The 17614-nt window shown below is 70.7% G+C and carries 18 protein-coding genes; 16 read left to right on the top strand and 2 right to left on the bottom strand.

Going from position 1 to position 17614, the window contains the following annotated elements:
* Window positions 1-3: 3 nt before the first annotated feature.
* Complete coding sequence (locus tag ACIRR9_RS16170) at window positions 4-1146, bottom strand: YihY/virulence factor BrkB family protein (RefSeq protein ID WP_403751659.1); 1143 nt, start codon at window positions 1144-1146, stop codon at window positions 4-6.
* Between the two features lie 151 nt (window positions 1147-1297).
* On the opposite strand from ACIRR9_RS16170, the gene ACIRR9_RS16165 reads away from it, so the two are divergent.
* The 16 genes from ACIRR9_RS16165 (at window position 1298) to ACIRR9_RS16090 (ending at window position 16895) form a co-directional block, all read left to right on the top strand.
* Window positions 1298-2935: an acyl-CoA dehydrogenase family protein gene (locus ACIRR9_RS16165; protein WP_403751657.1), complete on the top strand. Its 1638-nt coding sequence runs from the start codon at window positions 1298-1300 to the stop codon at window positions 2933-2935.
* Between the two features lie 419 nt (window positions 2936-3354).
* A complete protein-coding gene (locus ACIRR9_RS16160; protein WP_403751655.1) occupies window positions 3355-4632 on the top strand; it encodes a GAF domain-containing protein in 1278 nt (425 codons plus the stop codon).
* 208 nt (window positions 4633-4840) lie between these two features.
* Window positions 4841-6175: a hypothetical protein gene (locus ACIRR9_RS16155; protein ID WP_403751653.1), complete on the top strand. Its 1335-nt coding sequence runs from the start codon at window positions 4841-4843 to the stop codon at window positions 6173-6175.
* Window positions 6176-6278: 103 nt separating this feature from the next.
* A complete protein-coding gene (locus ACIRR9_RS16150; protein ID WP_403751651.1) occupies window positions 6279-6863 on the top strand; it encodes a GNAT family N-acetyltransferase in 585 nt (194 codons plus the stop codon).
* A gap of 109 nt (window positions 6864-6972) precedes the next feature.
* Complete coding sequence (locus ACIRR9_RS16145; RefSeq protein WP_309500612.1) at window positions 6973-7056, top strand: putative leader peptide; 84 nt, start codon at window positions 6973-6975, stop codon at window positions 7054-7056.
* Between the two features lie 127 nt (window positions 7057-7183).
* Window positions 7184-8881 (top strand): nitrite/sulfite reductase, encoded by a 1698-nt coding sequence (locus ACIRR9_RS16140; RefSeq protein WP_403751649.1) that lies wholly within the window; start codon window positions 7184-7186, stop codon window positions 8879-8881.
* Window positions 8878-9066, top strand: coding sequence for a hypothetical protein (locus ACIRR9_RS16135; protein ID WP_123973092.1), 189 nt, complete (start codon window positions 8878-8880; stop codon window positions 9064-9066). The genes ACIRR9_RS16140 and ACIRR9_RS16135 overlap by 4 nt, the downstream gene beginning before the upstream one ends.
* On the top strand, window positions 9063-9773 hold the full coding sequence (locus ACIRR9_RS16130) for a phosphoadenylyl-sulfate reductase (RefSeq protein ID WP_403751647.1): 711 nt from the start codon (window positions 9063-9065) through the stop codon (window positions 9771-9773). Before ACIRR9_RS16135 ends, ACIRR9_RS16130 begins: the two co-directional genes overlap by 4 nt.
* Before the next feature lie 35 nt (window positions 9774-9808).
* Window positions 9809-10345 (top strand): adenylyl-sulfate kinase, encoded by a 537-nt coding sequence (gene cysC / locus ACIRR9_RS16125; RefSeq protein WP_403751645.1) that lies wholly within the window; start codon window positions 9809-9811, stop codon window positions 10343-10345.
* Window positions 10342-11280, top strand: coding sequence for a sulfate adenylyltransferase subunit CysD (gene cysD, locus ACIRR9_RS16120; RefSeq protein ID WP_403751643.1), 939 nt, complete (start codon window positions 10342-10344; stop codon window positions 11278-11280). The genes cysC and cysD overlap by 4 nt, the downstream gene beginning before the upstream one ends.
* Before the next feature lie 2 nt (window positions 11281-11282).
* Window positions 11283-12620, top strand: a complete 1338-nt coding sequence (locus tag ACIRR9_RS16115; protein ID WP_403751641.1) for a sulfate adenylyltransferase subunit 1 — start codon at window positions 11283-11285, stop codon at window positions 12618-12620.
* Window positions 12621-12851: 231 nt separating this feature from the next.
* Window positions 12852-13964, top strand: a complete 1113-nt coding sequence (locus ACIRR9_RS16110) for an aliphatic sulfonate ABC transporter substrate-binding protein (RefSeq protein WP_403751639.1) — start codon at window positions 12852-12854, stop codon at window positions 13962-13964.
* Window positions 13965-13997: 33 nt separating this feature from the next.
* Window positions 13998-14777 carry an ABC transporter ATP-binding protein gene (locus tag ACIRR9_RS16105; RefSeq protein WP_123973099.1) on the top strand — a complete coding sequence of 260 codons (780 nt, stop codon included), beginning with the start codon at window positions 13998-14000 and terminating at the stop codon, window positions 14775-14777.
* A complete protein-coding gene (locus tag ACIRR9_RS16100; protein ID WP_365351100.1) occupies window positions 14764-15642 on the top strand; it encodes an ABC transporter permease in 879 nt (292 codons plus the stop codon). Before ACIRR9_RS16105 ends, ACIRR9_RS16100 begins: the two co-directional genes overlap by 14 nt.
* 5 nt (window positions 15643-15647) lie before the next feature.
* Complete coding sequence (locus ACIRR9_RS16095) at window positions 15648-16388, top strand: sirohydrochlorin chelatase (protein ID WP_403751637.1); 741 nt, start codon at window positions 15648-15650, stop codon at window positions 16386-16388.
* A gap of 249 nt (window positions 16389-16637) precedes the next feature.
* Complete coding sequence (locus ACIRR9_RS16090; RefSeq protein ID WP_403751635.1) at window positions 16638-16895, top strand: hypothetical protein; 258 nt, start codon at window positions 16638-16640, stop codon at window positions 16893-16895.
* Here ACIRR9_RS16090 and ACIRR9_RS16085 read toward each other — a convergent pair.
* Window positions 16876-17427: a DUF1697 domain-containing protein gene (locus tag ACIRR9_RS16085; RefSeq protein WP_403751633.1), complete on the bottom strand. Its 552-nt coding sequence runs from the start codon at window positions 17425-17427 to the stop codon at window positions 16876-16878. The two genes, ACIRR9_RS16090 and ACIRR9_RS16085, sit on opposite strands and share 20 nt — an antisense overlap.
* Between the last annotated feature and the right edge of the window lie 187 nt (window positions 17428-17614).

Genomic DNA, 17614 nt, shown 5'->3' with positions numbered 1-17614 from the left:
GCCCTAAGTGCCCTTGCTCTCCGGCTTGTGCGGCGGATGGCTGCTCTTCACGTGGGTGCGCAGGCGGGCCGTGACGTCCTCGGGGGGCAGGAAGCGGGACCAGCGCTCCGGGAACTCGGAGGGCATGTCGGGGTCGTCGGGGTCGGCCTCGCGGGCCGCGGCGGCACGGGCGACGTACTCGACGACCTGGGCCTCGCGCAGCCGTTCGTTGGCGGCGCGGGCCGCGGCCGTGGCGGCGGCCGGCCAGACGCGGTCGATCGCGGCGTTCACGGCGGCGCCGACCAGCACGGCGAAGGCCGACACCCCGATCCACAGGAGCACGGCGACGGACGCGGCGAGCGAGCCGTAGATCGTGGCGCCCTCGATGGTGTGGGTGAGGTAGATGCGCAGCAGGAAGCTGCCGAGGACCCACATGGCGAGGGCCACCAGGGCGCCGGGCACGTCCTCGATCCACGGGGAGCGGACGGGCACGGACACGTGGTACAGCGTGGTCAGGAAGACGACGGACAGGACGATCACGACCGGCCAGTACAGGACCTGTACGAGCGTCTCCGACCAGGGCACGACCCGGACCACCGCGTCCGGTCCGGCCACCATCAGCGGCAGCGCGACCGAGCCGATCAGCAGTGCGGCGATGAAGAGCATGAAGGAGACGATCCGGGTCTTCACGATGCCCCGGACGCCGTCGAGGCCGTACATCACGGTGATCGTGTCGATGAAGACGTTCACCGCGCGGGAGCCCGACCACAGGGCGAACAGGAAGCCGATGGAGATGACGTCGGGTCGGCCGCCGCGGACCACGTCGTGCAGGATCGGCTGCGCGATCTCCTTCACGCCCTTGTCGGACAGGACCGTGTGGGAGGCGTCCAGGAGGTTGGCCTGGAGACTGGCGATGGTGTGGGCGCCGGTCCAGTCGTCGACGTAGGCGAGCAGTCCGATGAGGCTGAGCAGCAGCGGCGGCACGGACAGCAGGGTGAAGAAGGCGGCCTCGGCGGCGAGGCCGAGGATGCGGTACTCCATGCAGGAATTGACGGTGTCCTTGAGCAGCAGCCAGGCCGTCCTGCGCTTGGAGACGTTCCGGTAGAGGGCTCTGGCCCGGTGGAGCCGGCCGGAGGGCCGCTCGGGGGTATCGCTTGCTGGCTGCACGCCCTAACGGTATCCGCCGTCCGGGGCCGTACTCATCTCCCGGGGTCCCGTCCGTGATCTTCCGGAACCGCGCGGGATCTTGCCGCGCGACCGGCGGGGCCGCTGTGTCAGGCTGGGGACCACCGCCGACGCCCCGGGTAGGTTCGCAGACATGGCAGGCAACTCCACCCACACCGTGACCAACCAGCCGCCCCCGCTGGTCGGATACGACCTCTTCGCCGCCGACCGGGCCCTCGTCGAGGCCGTCGAGCGGCACACCGCCCCGGAGCTGCTCGACGAGGTGCGCGCCGAGCTGTCGGGCATCGGCACCTCGGCGGGCTCGGCCCAGGTGCAGGAGTGGGGGGTGCAGGCGAACGAGAACCCGCCGAGGCTGCGCACCCACGACCGCTACGGCCACCGCGTCGACGAGGTCGAGTTCCACCCGGCCTGGCACCGGATGCTCGGCAAGGGCGTGGGCGCGGGCCTGACCACCGGGTGGGTACGGCCGTCCGGGCACGTCCGGCGTGCGGCCGCGTTCCTGGTCTGGACCCAGGTCGAGGCCGGCAACTGCTGCCCGCTGTCGATGACGAACGCGGCGGTGCCCGTGCTGCGCACGGACCCGGAGCTGGCCGCCGTCTGGGAACCGCTGCTGACGTCCACGGTCTACGACCGTGAGCTGCGGCCCGCCGCGGCGAAGGCCGGCGCCCTGTTCGGCATGGGCATGACGGAGAAGCAGGGCGGCAGCGACGTACGCGCGAACACCACCGCCGCCGTCCCGCTCGCCGAGTCCGGGACGTACGCGCTCACCGGCCACAAGTGGTTCTGCTCGGCGCCGATGTCGGACGGCTTCCTGGTGCTGGCCCAGGCGCCCGCCGGGCTCACCTGCTTCCTCGTCCCCCGGGTACTGGAGGACGGCACCCGCAACGTCTTCCTCCTCCAGCGGCTCAAGGACAAGCTCGGCAACCGGTCGAACGCGTCGGGCGAGGTCGAGTTCGACGGGACCTGGGCGCGGCGCGTGGGCGAGGAGGGGCGCGGGGTGCGGACCATCATCGAGATGGTCGCCGCGACCCGGCTTGACTGTGTGCTGGGCTCGGCGGGGCTGATGCGGCAGGCGGTGGCACAGGCCGTGCACCACTGCACGCACCGCGAGGCGTTCGACGGGAAGCTGGCCGACAAGCCGCTGATGCGCAACGTGCTGGCGGACCTCGCGATCGAGTCGGAGGCCGCGACGGTGCTCGCCCTCCGGCTGGCCGCCGCCTACGACGACGGCAGCGAGGCCGAACAGGCGCTGCTGCGGCTGGCGTTGCCGGCCGCCAAGTACTGGGTGACCAAGCGCTGCGCGCCGGTGACCGTGGAGGCGGCCGAATGCCTGGGCGGCAACGGCTACGTGGAGGAGTCGGGCCTGCCCCGGCTGGTCCGCGAGTCCCCCCTCAACTCGGTCTGGGAGGGCGCCGGCAACATCCAGGCCCTGGACGTCCTGCGCGCACTGCAACGCGAACCGGGCGCCCTGGACGCCTACCTCCAGGAGATCGGCCGGGCCCATGGCGCCGACCACCGTCTGGACCGGGCGGTCAAGGACCTCTTCTCCGAACTGGCCGACCTGGAGGGCATGGAGGGCCGGGCACGACGGCTGGTGGAACGCCTGGCGACGGTCCTGCAGGGCTCACTGCTGGTCCGCTTCGCACCGACGGAGGTCGCGGACGCCTTCTGCGCATCGAGGCTGGGCAACGACTGGGGTTCGACTTTCGGCACACTGCCAAGCGGCCTGGACCTCAGGGCAGTAGTGGATCGAGCCCGGGTGACTTCCTGACCCAGGGGAGCTGCCTCACCTGGAGGGGCGCGGGGAACTGCGCGACCAGCCACGAACAACCCGCAGCCGCCGACGCACCGCAAGCCGCTCCCCCTGCCGCGCACGGCCGAGGCGCCGCAGGCGGGGGTGGTGCTGCGCCGACACGGCACCACCCCCGCCCCGTGGCCCGTTCGAGGCCGCTGACGGCGCCCTGCGAGGCGACATCGGCTCAATTTTCGGCCACCCCCGGTCCGATCACCAGGGTTGCAAGGGGTTGCAACATATCGGTGACTGTGTGCGGACTGTGTGCCTCCGCCAACGGAAAACGGCAGTATGAGATGCGCAGTCGGACCGGAAACCGCCGCCCGGACGGCTTGACAGCAGTCTTTTGATGCCTTTTCCGAGGCCTATCCGGGAGGACCTCAGTGGGGAACCCGCCGATGGACGTGGCGCGACTCGCCGCGAAGGACGCGGCGCAGGCGGCGCGGGTACTGAACGAGGTGCGCGAGGCCAGACTCGCCGGACAGCGTGGGCGGCTCTCGCCCCGGCCGGTGATCGAGCAGTCCTGGGGGCGGATGCTGCGCGGCGGCGTCGACCCCGACCACGACTTCCGTTCCGGGCTGCTGTCCGCGGACGAAGTCCGGCGCAGACGTGAGGAGTCACCGCTCAGGGACGTACTGCCGGTACTGCGCGAGGGGTTGCTTTCGGTCGCGGACGTCACCCGGCACATCATGGTGGTGGCCGACGCCGACGGCCGGGTGCTGTGGCGGGAGGGTTCCTCGCCGGTGCTGCGCAAGGCGGACGGGCTGGGCTTCGAACTCGGCGCCGACTGGCGCGAAGACGTCGTCGGCACCAACGGGATCGGCACCCCGGCGGTGGTGCGCCGGCCCGTGCAGGTCTTCGCGGCCGAGCACTTCGTCCGCTCGCACGCCTCCTGGACCTGCTCCGGCGCCCCGATCACCGACCCCAGGGACGGCACTCTGCTGGGTGTGGTGGACGTCAGCGGCCCACTGGAGACCATGCACCCGGCGACCCTGGCCTGGGTGAACTCGGTGGCGAAGCTCGCCGAGGCCCGGCTGCGGGAGCTGCACCTGGACGCGCTGGAACGGCTGCGCGCGGTCGCCGCGCCGGTGCTGGCCCGGCTGACCGGGCGGGCACTGGTGGTGGACGCCGACGGCTGGACGGCGGCGGTCACCGGGATGCCGTATCCGCGGCGGCTCGCGCTGCCCAAGTCCCTTTCGCCGGGCCGTCGGTGGCTGCCCGCGCTCGGGCTGTGCTCGGTGGAGCCGCTGGCCGGGGGCTGGTTGCTGCGGGCAGTGGACGAACCGGCGCCGGCCGGCGGGGGCCGGCTCGTGCTCGACCTGGCCCGGCCGCGCCGGCCCGCGGTGACGGTGGGCGGCGGCGCGGGCTCCTGGTCCCGTGAACTGAGCCCCCGGCACGCCGAATTGCTGTATCTGCTGGCGATGCGGCGCGCCGGGCGCAGCGCGGCCGGGCTGGCCGAGGACGTGTTCGGGGACGCCTCCCGGACGGTGACCGTACGCGCCGAGATGTCCAGGATCCGGCGGTATCTGGGGGCGCTCCTCGAACACCGGCCGTACCGCTTCCGCGAGGACGCGGAGATCGAGGTGCTGCTCCCCGACGACCCGCGCGACCTGCTGCCGCAGTCGACCGCCCCGGCGGTGACGGCGGGCAGAAGGCCGGACCTCGGGCACGGGTGAGCACCCGGCCCTCCGGCAGGTCGAACACCCCGGCCCTGGTGCGCATTCGGCGCATCCAGGGCATCGGGGGAGATATCTTCCGTGTATTTGCGGGGTCTTCGAGGTACGGCGGCCCCGACTGCCGTAGCATCCCGGTACGGGCCTCCCCACCTGCTCCTCGGTCAACGTACGGACCATCAGGCGCAGTTGGCCCGCCTCGGGAGGACATATGAAGCATCGCGGCAGACACCGACGGCGCAGGCGGGGTGCGGCACTGCGTGCGGCACTGGCCGGGACCGCGCTGGCGCTCACCGCGGCCGCCACGATCGTCAGCGCCTCGCAGGCCACGGTCGCCGCGGACCCCGGCGCGCTGAAGCCGCTCACCTCCACCGCCGACACCGCGCGACTGCAGCTCCAGGAGCACCTGATACCGCGCCGCTCGCTGGACCGGCTCGCCTCGGCGATGGGCGGCACGGTCGGCGTGACCGACGTCCTGGCGAGCGCCGACCACAGCCTGCGCAAGGCGGCCGAATGCGACTCCGACGACCAGGACTCGCTGCCCGTCAGCCCGGCGGCCGGCGAGGCGTACTGCTGGGACCCCACGGACACCCTCACCGACGACTGGCGGCCGGCCTCGGTGACCACCTCCTCCGAGGCGGACGACGACGGCCTGTGGGGCGCCAACCGCGTCGTCCTCGCCGGCTGGACGCACAGCACCTCCACCGGCCCCGCCGCCTCCCGGGGTCTGGCCCGGGTCGCCGTGATCAACGGGAACGGCTCCGCCCACCCCTCCTACGCCTGGGTCCTGCTGACCGTGCCCAGCGCCGACGGCACCACCTACCGGGGCCTGACCTCGCAGATCTCCGGAATGGTCTGGTTCCAGGACAAGCTGCTGGTCACCACCACGCTGGGCAGCGCCGACGCGCTCTACGTCTACGACCTGAACCGCATCCAGCGCACCTCGGTGATGACCCGGGCGATCGGCCGGGTGCGGGGCGGCTGGTCGGCCGACGGCTTCCGGTACGTGATGCCGGCCGTGGGCTCGTACCGCTTCACCGCCGGAGCCTGCTCGCGCGGCGGCGCACCCTGTCCGAGCGCTCTTTCCGTGGACCGCGGCACGGCCCCGGACAGCCTGGTCCTCGGCGAGTGGACCCCCGCCGACAGCGATCAGCATGCCCGGCTGTGGCGGTACGCGTTCGACGAGAGCCCGAAGCGTGCCGGGCTGCTCGCCACGGACACCTTCGGCCGGGCGGACGCGGTCGAGGCGTACCGGACCGGGGCGTCCGAGATCCGGGGCGTCCTGTCGTACCGCCCGCCGGGTGCGACGGACTCCGAGTGGTACGTCGGCCACCTGCCCGGCGCGATGGACGGGCACGGCAGCCTGTGGCGCCAGGACTTGAAGGGCGCGCGGGCGGCCGACTGCGGTTCGGACGCCTCGCACCGCTGCTGGGCCGCGTCCACCGGCTCGCTCTCCTACGCGTCGGACACGGGCGAGGTGTGGTCGGTCACGGACAGCATGCTGTTCTCGGTGCCGCTGCGCTCGATCGACGCGTCACTCGGATAACCCGCCGCACAGCGTCGGCGCCCGGGCAACGGATCGCATACCGTCGACGCCCGGGGACGGCCGCTGTCGACATGTCCGGGGCCGGGATGATTGCCTGGCCCCCATGAGCACCATCGTCGTGACCACCTGGTCCCTGGAACAGACCTCCCCGGCCGGCCTCCTCCCTGCCGCCGCGCCGGAGGGCGACGCGGTCAGGGTCGTCCGCTCCGAGGTCCCCTCCCCCGAGTTCAGCCGCTTCCTGTACGCCTCGGTCGGCGGCGACATCCGCTGGACCGACCGGCTGAGCTGGAGCTACGACCGCTGGCAGGAGTACCTGGAGCGGCCGGGTACGGAGAGCTGGGTCGCGTACGACCGGGGCACCCCGGCGGGCTATGTCGAGCTCGACCCCCAGGACGACGGTGTGGTGGAGATCGCCTACTTCGGCCTGATCCCCGCCTTCCGCGGCCGCCGCATCGGCGGGCACCTGCTCTCGTACGGCGCCGCACGCGCCTGGGACCTGGCGGAGCGGTGGGACGGGCGGCCGCCGACCAAGCGGGTGTGGCTGCACACCTGCAGCCTGGACGGCGAGCACGCGATGGCGAACTACCAGCGGCGGGGCTTCAGGCTCTTCGACACGAAGGTCGAGGAGGAACCGGACGTATCGGCGCCCGGACCGTGGCCCGGGTCCGTTTCCGACACCCGCCCCTAAACTCGCCAGGCGCGTGACACACAACACTCTGTCTCATTATTCAGAATAGATCCGTCCGAATCGCGGACTATGGTGGACTGGCCAGAGATCCCCATGACACGCTTCCGTCATGTCTGGAACTGGGATTGCCTTGGTGAGTCGGCGGCACGTCGACCTCGGCCGCATGTCCAGCGCCATCTGTCCGGCGGGCTGAGAGCACAGCACCGCCGCGTTCCCCTGTCCGGACCTCCCCTCGCGCAATGTTGCGCAGACATGCCCCCGTGCGCCCGCACGCGCAGGTCAGAGCCGCTTCCCACCTGTCCGAAGGACGTAAATTCGCCATGGCCGCCACCCCTGAGAACCCCGCCACCTCCGCGCCCCGCCGCAAGGTGAGCCGTCACCGTGGCGAGGGTCAGTGGGCCATGGGCCACCACACCCCGCTCAACGGGAACGAACAGTTCAAGAAGGACGATGACGGTCTCAATGTGCGGACACGCATTGAGACGATCTACTCCAAGCGCGGCTTCGACTCGATCGACCCCAACGACCTGCGCGGCCGTATGCGCTGGTGGGGCCTGTACACCCAGCGCAAGCCCGGCATCGACGGCGGCAAGACCGCCATCCTGGAGCCGGAGGAGCTGGACGACAAGTACTTCATGCTGCGGGTGCGCATCGACGGCGGCCGCCTCACCACCCAGCAGCTGCGGGTGATCGGCGAGATCTCGCAGGAGTTCGCCCGGGGCAGCGCGGACATCACCGACCGGCAGAACATCCAGCTGCACTGGATCCGTATCGAGGACGTTCCCGAGATCTGGAACCGTCTCGAAGCCGTCGGGCTGTCCACCACCGAGGCGTGCGGCGACTGCCCGCGTGTCGTGATCGGCTCGCCGGTCGCCGGTATCGCCGAGGACGAGATCATCGACGGCAGCTGGGCGATCGACGAGATCGAGCGGCGGTACATCGGCAGCAAGGAGTTCTCCAACCTGCCCCGCAAGTTCAAGTCCGCGATCTCCGGCTCGCCGCTGCTGGACGTGGTGCACGAGATCAACGACATCGCCTTCGTCGGCGTCGAGCACCCCGAGCACGGCCCCGGCTTCGACCTGTGGGTCGGCGGCGGCCTGTCCACCAACCCGAAGATCGGCGTCCGGCTCGGCGCCTGGGTGCCGCTGGACGAGGTCCCGGACGTCTGGGCCGGCGTGATCGGCATCTTCCGGGACTACGGCTACCGGCGGCTGCGCACCCGCGCCCGTCTGAAGTTCCTGGTCGCCGACTGGGGCGCGGAGAAGTTCCGCCAGGTGCTGGAGGACGAGTACCTCAAGCGCGCGCTCGTCGACGGCCCGGCGCCGGCCCAGCCGCTGCAGCGCTGGCGCGACCACGTCGGTGTGCACCGGCAGCAGGACGGCAACTTCTACGTCGGCTTCGCCCCGCGCGTCGGCCGCGTCGACGGCGCCACCCTGGCGAAGATCGCCGACCTCGCCGAGGCGCACGGCTCGGGCCGGGTGCGGACCACCGTCGAGCAGAAGATGATCATCCTCGATGTCACCGAGGAGCAGGTCGAGTCGCTGGTCGAGGCCCTGGAGGCGCTGGACCTGACCGCCAAGCCGTCCCCGTTCCGGCGCGGCACCATGGCCTGCACCGGCATCGAGTACTGCAAGCTCGCCATCGTCGAGACCAAGCAGCGCGGCAGCTCGCTCATCGACGAGCTGGAGCGCCGTCTGCCGGACTTCGACGAGCCGCTGACCATCAACCTCAACGGCTGCCCGAACGCCTGCGCCCGTATCCAGGTCGCGGACATCGGTCTCAAGGGCCAGCTGGTCCTGAACGACGCGGGCGAGCAGGTCGAGGGCTACCAGGTGCACCTGGGAGGCGCCCTGGGTCTGGAGGCCGGCTTCGGCCGCAAGGTCCGCGGTCTCAAGGTGACCTCGGAGGAGCTGCCGGACTACGTCGAGCGGGTGCTCAAGCGTTTCCAGGCGGAGCGCGAGGACGGCGAGCGGTTCGCCGCCTGGGCGTCCCGCGCCAGCGAGGAGGCCCTGTCATGAGCGAGCGGGCCGCCCCCTTCTACTGCCCCTACTGCGGTGACGAGGACCTCCGGCCGAGCGAGGCCGCCGAGGGCCGTCACGGCGCCTGGGAATGCGGGGCCTGCAACCGCGCATTCCAGCTGAAGTTCCTCGGGCTGCTCGCCCGTGGACTGAAGCACTCCGAAGCTGGAGGGGAACAGATATGACCACCGCTCAGCAAGAGCGAACGAGCGAGGAGTTGAAGGCGCTGGCCGAACAGGCCGGCCGCGATCTCGAAGACGCCTCCGCCCTGGAGATCCTCCAGTGGGCGGTCGACACCTTCGGCAAGGGCTTCTGCCTGACCTCCTCCATGGAGGACGCGGTGGTGGCCCACCTGGCGTCGCGCGTCCAGAAGGGCGTGGACGTCGTCTTCCTCGACACCGGTTACCACTTCCCGGAGACCATCGGCACCCGGGACGCGGTCGAGGCCGTGATGGACGTCAACGTCATCACGCTCACCCCGCGCCAGACGGTCGCCGAGCAGGACGCGGAGTACGGCCCGAAGCTGCACGACCGCGACCCCGACCTGTGCTGCAAGCTCCGCAAGGTCCAGCCGCTGGAACGGGGCCTGACCAAGTACACCGCCTGGGCGACCGGGCTGCGCCGCGACGAGTCCGAGACCCGGGCCAACACCCCGGTGGTCGGCTGGGACGAGAAGCGGCAGAAGGTCAAGATCTCCCCGATCGCGCGCTGGACCCAGGACGACGTGGACGACTACGTCGCCGAGCACGGCGTACTCACCAACCCCCTGCTGATGGACGGCTACACCTCCGTCGGCTGCGCCCCCTGCACCCGCCGGGTCCTGGAGGGCGAGGACGCGCGCGCCGGCCGCTGGGCAGGGCGGGCCAAGACCGAGTGCGGGCTGCACGAATGACGACCACCGGGCCTTCGACGAACCAGGAGAACAACGTGACGACCGGAGCCACCGTCTGGCTCACGGGTCTGCCGAGTGCCGGCAAGACCACCATCGCGTACGAGCTGGCGGGCCGGCTGCGCGCGGAGGGACACCGCGTGGAGGTGCTCGACGGCGACGAGATCCGCGAGTTCATCTCGGCGGGTCTCGGCTTCAGCCGCGAGGACCGGCACACCAACGTGCAGCGCATCGGCTTCGTCGCCGAACTCCTGGCCCGTAACGGCGTCAAGGCGCTCGTCCCGGTGATCGCCCCCTACGCGGACAGCCGTGACGCGGTGCGCAAGCGGCACGAGGAGAACGGCACCGCCTACGTCGAGGTGCATGTGGCCACCCCGGTCGACGTGTGCTCCGTACGCGATGTGAAGGGTCTGTACGCCAAACAGGCCGCCGGTGAACTGACCGGGCTGACGGGCGTCGACGACCCGTACGAGGAGCCCGAGACGCCCGATCTGCGGATCGAGTCGCAGCACCAGACCGTGCAGGAGTCCGCGGCGTCGGTGCACGCCCTGCTGACCGGGAAGGGACTGGCATGACGACGACCGTGGCGACCCACGAAGAAGGCACGGGCACCCCGTACACCCTGTCCCACCTGGACACGCTGGAGTCCGAGGCGGTCCACATCTTCCGTGAGGTGGCGGGCGAGTTCGAGCGGCCGGTGATCCTGTTCTCCGGCGGCAAGGACTCCATCGTCATGCTGCACCTGGCGCTGAAGGCCTTCGCCCCGGCGGCCGTCCCGTTCTCGCTGCTGCACGTGGACACCGGGCACAACTTCCCCGAGGTGCTTGAGTACCGGGACCGCACGGTCGAGCACCACGGACTGCGCCTGCACGTGGCCTCCGTGCAGGACTACATCGACCGGGGTGTGCTCAAGGAGCGCCCGGACGGCGTCCGCAACCCGCTGCAGACGCTGCCCCTGACCGAGAAGATCCAGAGCGCGAAGTTCGACGCGGTCTTCGGCGGTGGCCGGCGCGACGAGGAGAAGGCCCGCGCCAAGGAGCGGGTGTTCTCCCTGCGCGACGAGTTCTCCCAGTGGGACCCGCGCCGCCAGCGCCCCGAGCTGTGGAACCTCTACAACGGCCGGCACGCCCCCGGCGAGCACGTCCGCGTGTTCCCGCTCTCCAACTGGACCGAGCTGGACGTCTGGCAGTACATCGCCCGTGAGGGCATCGAGCTGCCGCAGATCTACTTCGCGCACGAGCGTGAGGTGTTCCAGCGCAACGGGATGTGGCTGACCGCGGGCGAGTGGGGCGGCCCGAAGGGCGGCGAGACCGTCGAGAAGCGCCAGGTGCGCTACCGGACCGTCGGTGACATGTCCTGCACGGGTGCCGTCGACTCCGACGCCGACTCGCTGGACGCCGTGATCGCCGAGATCGCCGCCTCCCGGCTCACCGAGCGCGGCGCCACGCGTGCCGACGACAAGCTCTCCGAGGCCGCGATGGAAGACCGCAAGCGCGAGGGGTACTTCTAACCATGACCACCAGCACCACGGAACTCGGCCTCGCCGAGACCACTCTGCTGCGGTTCGCGACCGCCGGTTCGGTCGACGACGGCAAGTCCACCCTCGTCGGACGGCTGCTGCACGACTCCAAGTCGGTCCTCACCGACCAGCTGGAGGCCGTCCAGCGCGCCTCGGCGAGCCGCGGCCAGGACGCCCCCGACCTCGCCCTCCTCACCGACGGCCTGCGCGCCGAGCGCGAGCAGGGCATCACGATCGATGTGGCGTACCGTTACTTCGCCACGCCCCAGCGGCGGTTCATCCTCGCCGACACGCCCGGCCATGTGCAGTACACCCGCAACATGGTGACGGGTGCCTCCACCGCCGAGCTGACCGTGATCCTGGTCGACGCCCGCAACGGCGTGGTCGAGCAGACCCGCCGGCACGCCGCGATCGCCGCGCTGCTGCGCGTCCCGCACGTCGTCCTCGCCGTCAACAAGATGGACCTGGTCGGCTACCAGGAGTCGATCTTCGCCGGGATCGCCGAGGAGTTCACGGCGTACGCGACCGAGCTGGGCGTCCCGGAGGTCACCGCGATCCCGATCTCGGCGCTCGTCGGCGACAACGTCGTGGAGCCGTCCGCGAACATGGACTGGTACGGCGGCCCGACCGTCCTGGAGCACCTGGAGACCGTCCCGGTCACCCACGACCTGGCGCACTGCCACGCCCGGCTGCCCGTGCAGTACGTGATCCGCCCGCAGACCGCCGACCACCCGGACTACCGGGGCTACGCCGGCCAGATCGCGGCCGGCTCGTTCCACGTGGGCGAGGCCGTCACGGTCCTGCCGTCCGGCCGTACGACGACGATCTCCGGCATCGACCTGCTCGGCAAGCCGGTCGACACGGCCTGGACGACCCAGTCGGTGACCGTGCTGCTCACGGACGACATCGACGTCTCGCGCGGTGACCTGATCGTCCCGACGAAGGATGCCCCGGCGACCACCCAGGACGTCGAGGCGACCGTCTGCCACGTGGCCGACCAGCCGCTGACCGTCGGCCACCGGGTGCTGCTCAAGCACGGCACCCGCACGGTCAAGGCGATCGTCAAGGACATCCCGTCCCGGCTCACGCTCGACGACCTGTCCCTGCACCCGCACCCGGGTCAGCTCGTCGCCAACGACATCGGCCGGGTGAAGATCCGTACCGCCGAGCCGCTGCCGGTCGACTCCTACTCCGACTCGCGCCGCACCGGCTCGTTCATCCTGATCGACCCGGCCGACGGCACCACGCTCACCGCGGGCATGGTCGGCGAGTCGTTCGCGTCCCCCGAGCCGGTCAAGGACGAGGCCGACGACGACGGCTGGGACTTCTGACATGACGATGACCGACGTCTACTCGACGTTCGCGAAGGAGGGCGGCCGCGTCGGCAGCGGTGCCCTCGGGAGCGGGCAGGGCGGGGTGGCGCGATGTGCGCGATGACGTACGCGCACTGCCTGCGCGCCCTGGCCCCCCACCCGACGTCCCGGATGCGACGAAGACCTGCCGACCTCCCGGCCACGACCTGAAAGACCGTGACCGCCGGGCCAACGAGAGGAAAGCCTCCCGTGCCTGCCAACCGCTCACAGCTCCTTCGCCGCGGCATAGCCGTGGTAGCCGCGCTCCCGCTTCTCACACTCGCCGCCTGCGGCTACGGGTCGAAGTCGACCACCGACAACGCCAAGGAAAAGGTCTCCGCCGGATCCTCGAAGATCGACGGCCTCGACTCGGTCAAGATCGGCTACTTCGGCAACCTGACCCACGGCACCGCGCTCGTCGCCCGTCAACAGGGCTACTTCCAGAAGCAGTTGGGCGCCACCAAGGCGGCGTACCAGATCTTCAACGCCGGCCCCTCGGAGATCGAGGCGCTGAACTCCGGCTCCATCGACATCGGCTGGATCGGTCCCTCCCCGTCGATCAACGGCTACGTCAAGTCGAACGGCAAGAGCCTGAAGATCATCGGCGGTTCGGCCTCCGGCGGTGTGAAGCTCGTCGTGAACCCGAAGACGATCAAGTCCCTGAAGGACGTCAAGGGCAAGAAGATCGCGACGCCGCAACTGGGCAACACTCAGGACGTGGCATTCCTCAACTGGATCGCGGACCAGGGCTGGAAGGTCGACGCGAACACCGGCAAGGGCGATGTCTCGGTGGTGCGCACCGACAACAAGATCACCCCGGACGCCTACAAGTCCGGTGCCATCGACGGCGCCTGGGTGCCGGAGCCGACCGCGTCCAAGCTGGTCGCCGAGGGCGGCAAGGTGCTGCTCGACGAGTCGAGCCTGTGGCCGGACAAGAAGTTCGTGATCACGAACATCATCGTGCGGCAGCAGTTCCTCAAGGACCACCCGAAGGCCGTCGAGGCGGTGCTGAAGGCCTCGGTCGAGGCCAACAAGTGGATCAACGCCAACCCCGACCAGGCCAAGGCGGTGGCGAACAAGCAGCTTGAGGCCGACTCCGGCAAGGCGCTCAAGGCGAACGTCCTCGACCCGGCGTGGAAGTCCATCCAGTTCACCGACGACCCGCTGGCCGCCACCCTCAACACCGAGGCGGAGCACGCGGTCAAGGCCGGTCTGCTGGAGAAGCCCGACCTGAAGGGGATCTACGACCTGACGATCCTCAACAAGGTCCTGAAGGCCGACGGCGAGGCCACCGTCTCCGACGCCGGTCTCGGCAGCAGCTGACGGACCCCGACGAGATCCCAGGAGGTGACGACCATGGCCACGACCCTCGCCAAGGCCGACGAGACCGTCGAATACGCGGCGCGGCTCGAGCACGTCTCGAAGTCCTTCGCCCAGCCGGGTGGACAGCAGCTCGTCCTGGACGACATCAGCCTCGATGTCGCGCCGGGTGAGTTCGTCACCCTCCTGGGGGCCTCGGGCTGCGGCAAGTCCACGCTGCTGAACCTGGTGGCCGGCCTGGACGCGCCGACCGCCGGTTCCATCGCGACGGACGGCCGCCCGGCCCTGATGTTCCAGGAGCACGCCCTCTTCCCGTGGCTGACCGCGGGCAAGAACATCGAACTCGCTCTCCGGCTCCGGGGAGTCCCCAAGAACGACCGGCGCGACAAGGCCGAGGAACTGCTCGAACTCGTCCGGCTCAAGGGCGCGTACGGCAAGCGCGTGCACGAGCTGTCGGGCGGTATGCGGCAGCGGGTGGCGCTGGCCCGGGCGCTCGGCCAGGAGAGCAACCTGCTGTTGATGGACGAGCCGTTCGCGGCCCTCGACGCCATCACGCGGGACGTGCTGCACGACGAGCTGACGCGGATCTGGGCGGAGACCGGCCTGTCCGTCCTCTTCGTCACGCACAACGTGCGCGAGGCGGTCCGGCTCGCCCAGCGTGTCATCCTGCTGTCGTCCCGTCCGGGCCGGATCGCGCGCGAGTGGACGGTCGGCATCCCGCAGCCGCGGCGCATCGAGGACGCGCCCGTGGCCGAACTGTCCCTTGAGATCACCGACGTACTGCGGGGGGAGATCCGCCGTCATGGCCAGCACTGAGACCACGCCGACCCAGGATGCCGGAAGCGTCGAGGCGGGCCTCGACGCGCTGGAGACCTCGGTCGCCGGGCGGACGCCCTTCAGCCAGACCTTCAAGAACAAGATCCTGCCGCCCATCATCGCCGTCGCGGTGGTGCTGGTCGCCTGGGCCCTGCTCTACCCGGTCGTGAACGATCCGTCGAAGCTGCCCTCCCCCTCGGACGTCTGGAGCGCGGTCGAGGACCAGTGGCTCAAGGGAACCCTCCTCCAGTACATCTGGGGCAGCGTCTCCCGCGGTCTGCTGGGCTTCCTGCTCGCGCTGGTGATCGGCACACCGCTGGGCCTGCTGGTGGCACGGGTGAAGTTCGTCCGTGCCGCGTTCGGCCCGATCCTCTCCGGGCTCCAGTCGCTGCCCTCGGTCGCCTGGGTGGCGCCGGCGGTCATCTGGCTGGGCCTGAACAACTCGGTGATGTTCACGGTGATCCTGCTCGGCGCCGTGCCGTCGATCGCCAACGGCCTGGTGTCGGGCGTCGACCAGGTGCCCCCGCTGTTCCTGCGGGCGGGCCGCACCCTGGGTGCGACGGGCCTGCGCGGCACCTGGCACATCGTGATGCCGGCGGCGCTGCCCGGCTATGTGGCCGGTCTGAAGCAGGGCTGGGCGTTCTCCTGGCGTTCGCTGATGGCCGCCGAGATCATCGCCCAGTCCCCGGACATGGGCATGGGGCTGGGCCAGCTGCTGGAGGTGGGCCGTACCAACAGCGACATGGCGACGGTCTTCCTGGCCATCCTGCTCATCCTGTTCGTCGGTATCGCGATCGACCTGCTGATCTTCAGCCCGCTGGAGCGGTGGGTACTGCGCAGCCGCGGTCTGCTGGTGAAGAGCTGAGGTCCATGTACAGCAAGCCCGTTCTTCTCGTCATCGCCCACGGCAGCCGTGATCCACGGCACGCGGCGACCGTGCACGCCCTGGTACGGCGGGTACGGTCGCTGCGGCCCGGGCTGCGCGTGGAGACGGGCTTCCTGGACTTCAACATCCCGTCCGTGCACGGGATGCTGGAGTCACTGGCGGCGGAGGGCGTCCGGGACGTCGTCGCCCTCCCCCTCCTGCTCACCCGCGCCTTCCACGCGAAGGCGGACATCCCCGCCGTCCTGCGGGACGCGCCGGCGCAGCTCCGTATCCGTCAGGCGGAGGTGCTCGGCCCGTCCCCGCTGCTGCTCTCGGCCCTGGAACGGCGGTTGTACGAGGCGGGGCTGACCCCCGCCGACAAGTCCTCGACCGGGGTCGTGCTGGCCTCGGCGGGGTCCTCCGACCCGGAGGCGATCGCAGTGATCGCAGAAATCGCGCGGGAGTGGCGGCACACCGGCTGGTGCGCCGTGCGGCCTGCGTTCGCCTCCGCATCCCTCCCCCGCACCGAGGACGCGGTACGCGAGCTGCGGGAGCTCGGCTGTGCCCGGGTGGCCGTGGCCCCGTACGTCCTCGCCCCCGGCTTCCTGCCGGACCGGATCGCGCGGGGCGCGGCGGAGGCGGACGTGCTGGCCGAGGTGCTCGGCCCGGCGCCGGAGGTGGCACGGCTGCTGCTGGAGCGGTACGACGCGGCACGCACCCCTGCCCTGACGGCCGTGGGGGCCTGAACATTCTGGTCCGTGTTCGCGGTCCGGCGCTCCCCTGTGACGTCGGACCGCGAACGGCCGGTCCACTGCGGGGCTCTCGCGAACCTTCCTGCCGTGACCGGCTCTTACTTCAGCGTCGGCCGCGGTGAAGGTGTCACACCTGGGGCTTTACCGGTTCGGTTTCCCAACGACTTGTCCTTATTGGGTAGTTGGGTGCGCGCCCTTGACCCTGCCCCTGGGACAGGGCCGAGGGTCCGGGGCCTGTGGCTGGTGCGCCGCAACGTGGTCCTGGACCTCGCCGCCCGGCACGGCACCGAACCACTGCCCTGGGACGGCTGGGGCCTGGCCACCCTGGCGGACGGCCCGCTCACAGGGGACGAACAGGCGCTGATCGATGCCGTGGCGGCCACCGACGACCCTGCCGGACCGGACCGCCTCCACCGGGACCCGCGGCTCGCCGTACCGCGCGAGATCATGTCGCTGTCCCCCTTCCTCGGCCTGCGGAAGGTCACGCTTCCCCGGCGGTGAGCTCCACCAGCTTGACCACCGTGTTCCAGTTCCGGGTCGTGGCGACCAGTCTCTTGTTGACCCGGGGCCGGGACAGCGCCTCCGCCAGCTTGGAGCGGCCGAGGCCGTCCGGGGCGTACAGGTACAGCGCGCGGTCGCCCAGGCGGAACTCCTCCGGGAGGTGGGCCGCCGGGTCGATGTCCGCGAAGCGCTCCGGGGTGACCGGCGCGGAGAAGTAGGTGACGTGCAGCTGCCTGGCCTCCAGCTCGGCGGCCGGGAACGGGCAGGCCTCGGCGATCGCCTTGAGGTAGGCGTGGTCGCGGACGAGTACGTCGACCGGGAAGCCGAACCGCTCCTCGATCGCCTCGGCCAGCTCCGCGGCCAGGGACTCGGCGTCCCCGTGGCCGGAGGCGAAGACGGCCTGCCCGCTCTGCAGATAGGTCTGGACGGATTCGTACCCGAGCCCGGTCATCAGACCGCGCAGCTCGGCCATCGGAAGCTTCTTCTTGCCGCCCACGTTGATCCCGCGCAGCAGCGCCGCATACGTCGTCACTCGAACACCTTAGAACGGCCTTCATGCCCCGTGGGGGTGGGCACGAAGGCCGTGCCGGGCAACCCGGACTGCCCGAAACTCTGGCCGATCGGACCCGTCCGGATCAACTCCTACACGCACCTGTGACTTGTTCAACAAGGTTCTGTAATCACAAAGAGGACCCACGTCATCGGAAGGGACAGCCCCG

It is taken from the genome of Streptomyces sp. NPDC101234 (genome assembly GCF_044767525.1).
Taxonomy (GTDB): Bacteria; Actinomycetota; Actinomycetes; order Streptomycetales; family Streptomycetaceae; genus Streptomyces; species Streptomyces sasae.
Note: the sequence above shows the minus strand (reverse complement) of the source record. Positions and strands in the feature narration are given on the sequence as shown.

What these genes read in the sequence shown, in the direction of transcription:
- ACIRR9_RS16165 (WP_403751657.1), top strand. Translation starts at nt 1,298, where the DNA reads ATGGCAGGCAACTCCACCCACACCGTGACCAACCAGCCGCCCCCGCTG.
- ACIRR9_RS16160 (WP_403751655.1), top strand. Translation starts at nt 3,355, where the DNA reads ATGGACGTGGCGCGACTCGCCGCGAAGGACGCGGCGCAGGCGGCGCGG.
- ACIRR9_RS16155 (WP_403751653.1), top strand. Translation starts at nt 4,841, where the DNA reads ATGAAGCATCGCGGCAGACACCGACGGCGCAGGCGGGGTGCGGCACTG.
- ACIRR9_RS16150 (WP_403751651.1), top strand. Translation starts at nt 6,279, where the DNA reads ATGAGCACCATCGTCGTGACCACCTGGTCCCTGGAACAGACCTCCCCG.
- ACIRR9_RS16145 (WP_309500612.1), top strand. Translation starts at nt 6,973, where the DNA reads ATGTCTGGAACTGGGATTGCCTTGGTGAGTCGGCGGCACGTCGACCTC.
- ACIRR9_RS16140 (WP_403751649.1), top strand. Translation starts at nt 7,184, where the DNA reads ATGGCCGCCACCCCTGAGAACCCCGCCACCTCCGCGCCCCGCCGCAAG.
- ACIRR9_RS16135 (WP_123973092.1), top strand. Translation starts at nt 8,878, where the DNA reads ATGAGCGAGCGGGCCGCCCCCTTCTACTGCCCCTACTGCGGTGACGAG.
- ACIRR9_RS16130 (WP_403751647.1), top strand. Translation starts at nt 9,063, where the DNA reads ATGACCACCGCTCAGCAAGAGCGAACGAGCGAGGAGTTGAAGGCGCTG.
- cysD (WP_403751643.1), top strand. Translation starts at nt 10,342, where the DNA reads ATGACGACGACCGTGGCGACCCACGAAGAAGGCACGGGCACCCCGTAC.
- ACIRR9_RS16115 (WP_403751641.1), top strand. Translation starts at nt 11,283, where the DNA reads ATGACCACCAGCACCACGGAACTCGGCCTCGCCGAGACCACTCTGCTG.
- ACIRR9_RS16105 (WP_123973099.1), top strand. Translation starts at nt 13,998, where the DNA reads ATGGCCACGACCCTCGCCAAGGCCGACGAGACCGTCGAATACGCGGCG.
- ACIRR9_RS16100 (WP_365351100.1), top strand. Translation starts at nt 14,764, where the DNA reads ATGGCCAGCACTGAGACCACGCCGACCCAGGATGCCGGAAGCGTCGAG.
- ACIRR9_RS16095 (WP_403751637.1), top strand. Translation starts at nt 15,648, where the DNA reads ATGTACAGCAAGCCCGTTCTTCTCGTCATCGCCCACGGCAGCCGTGAT.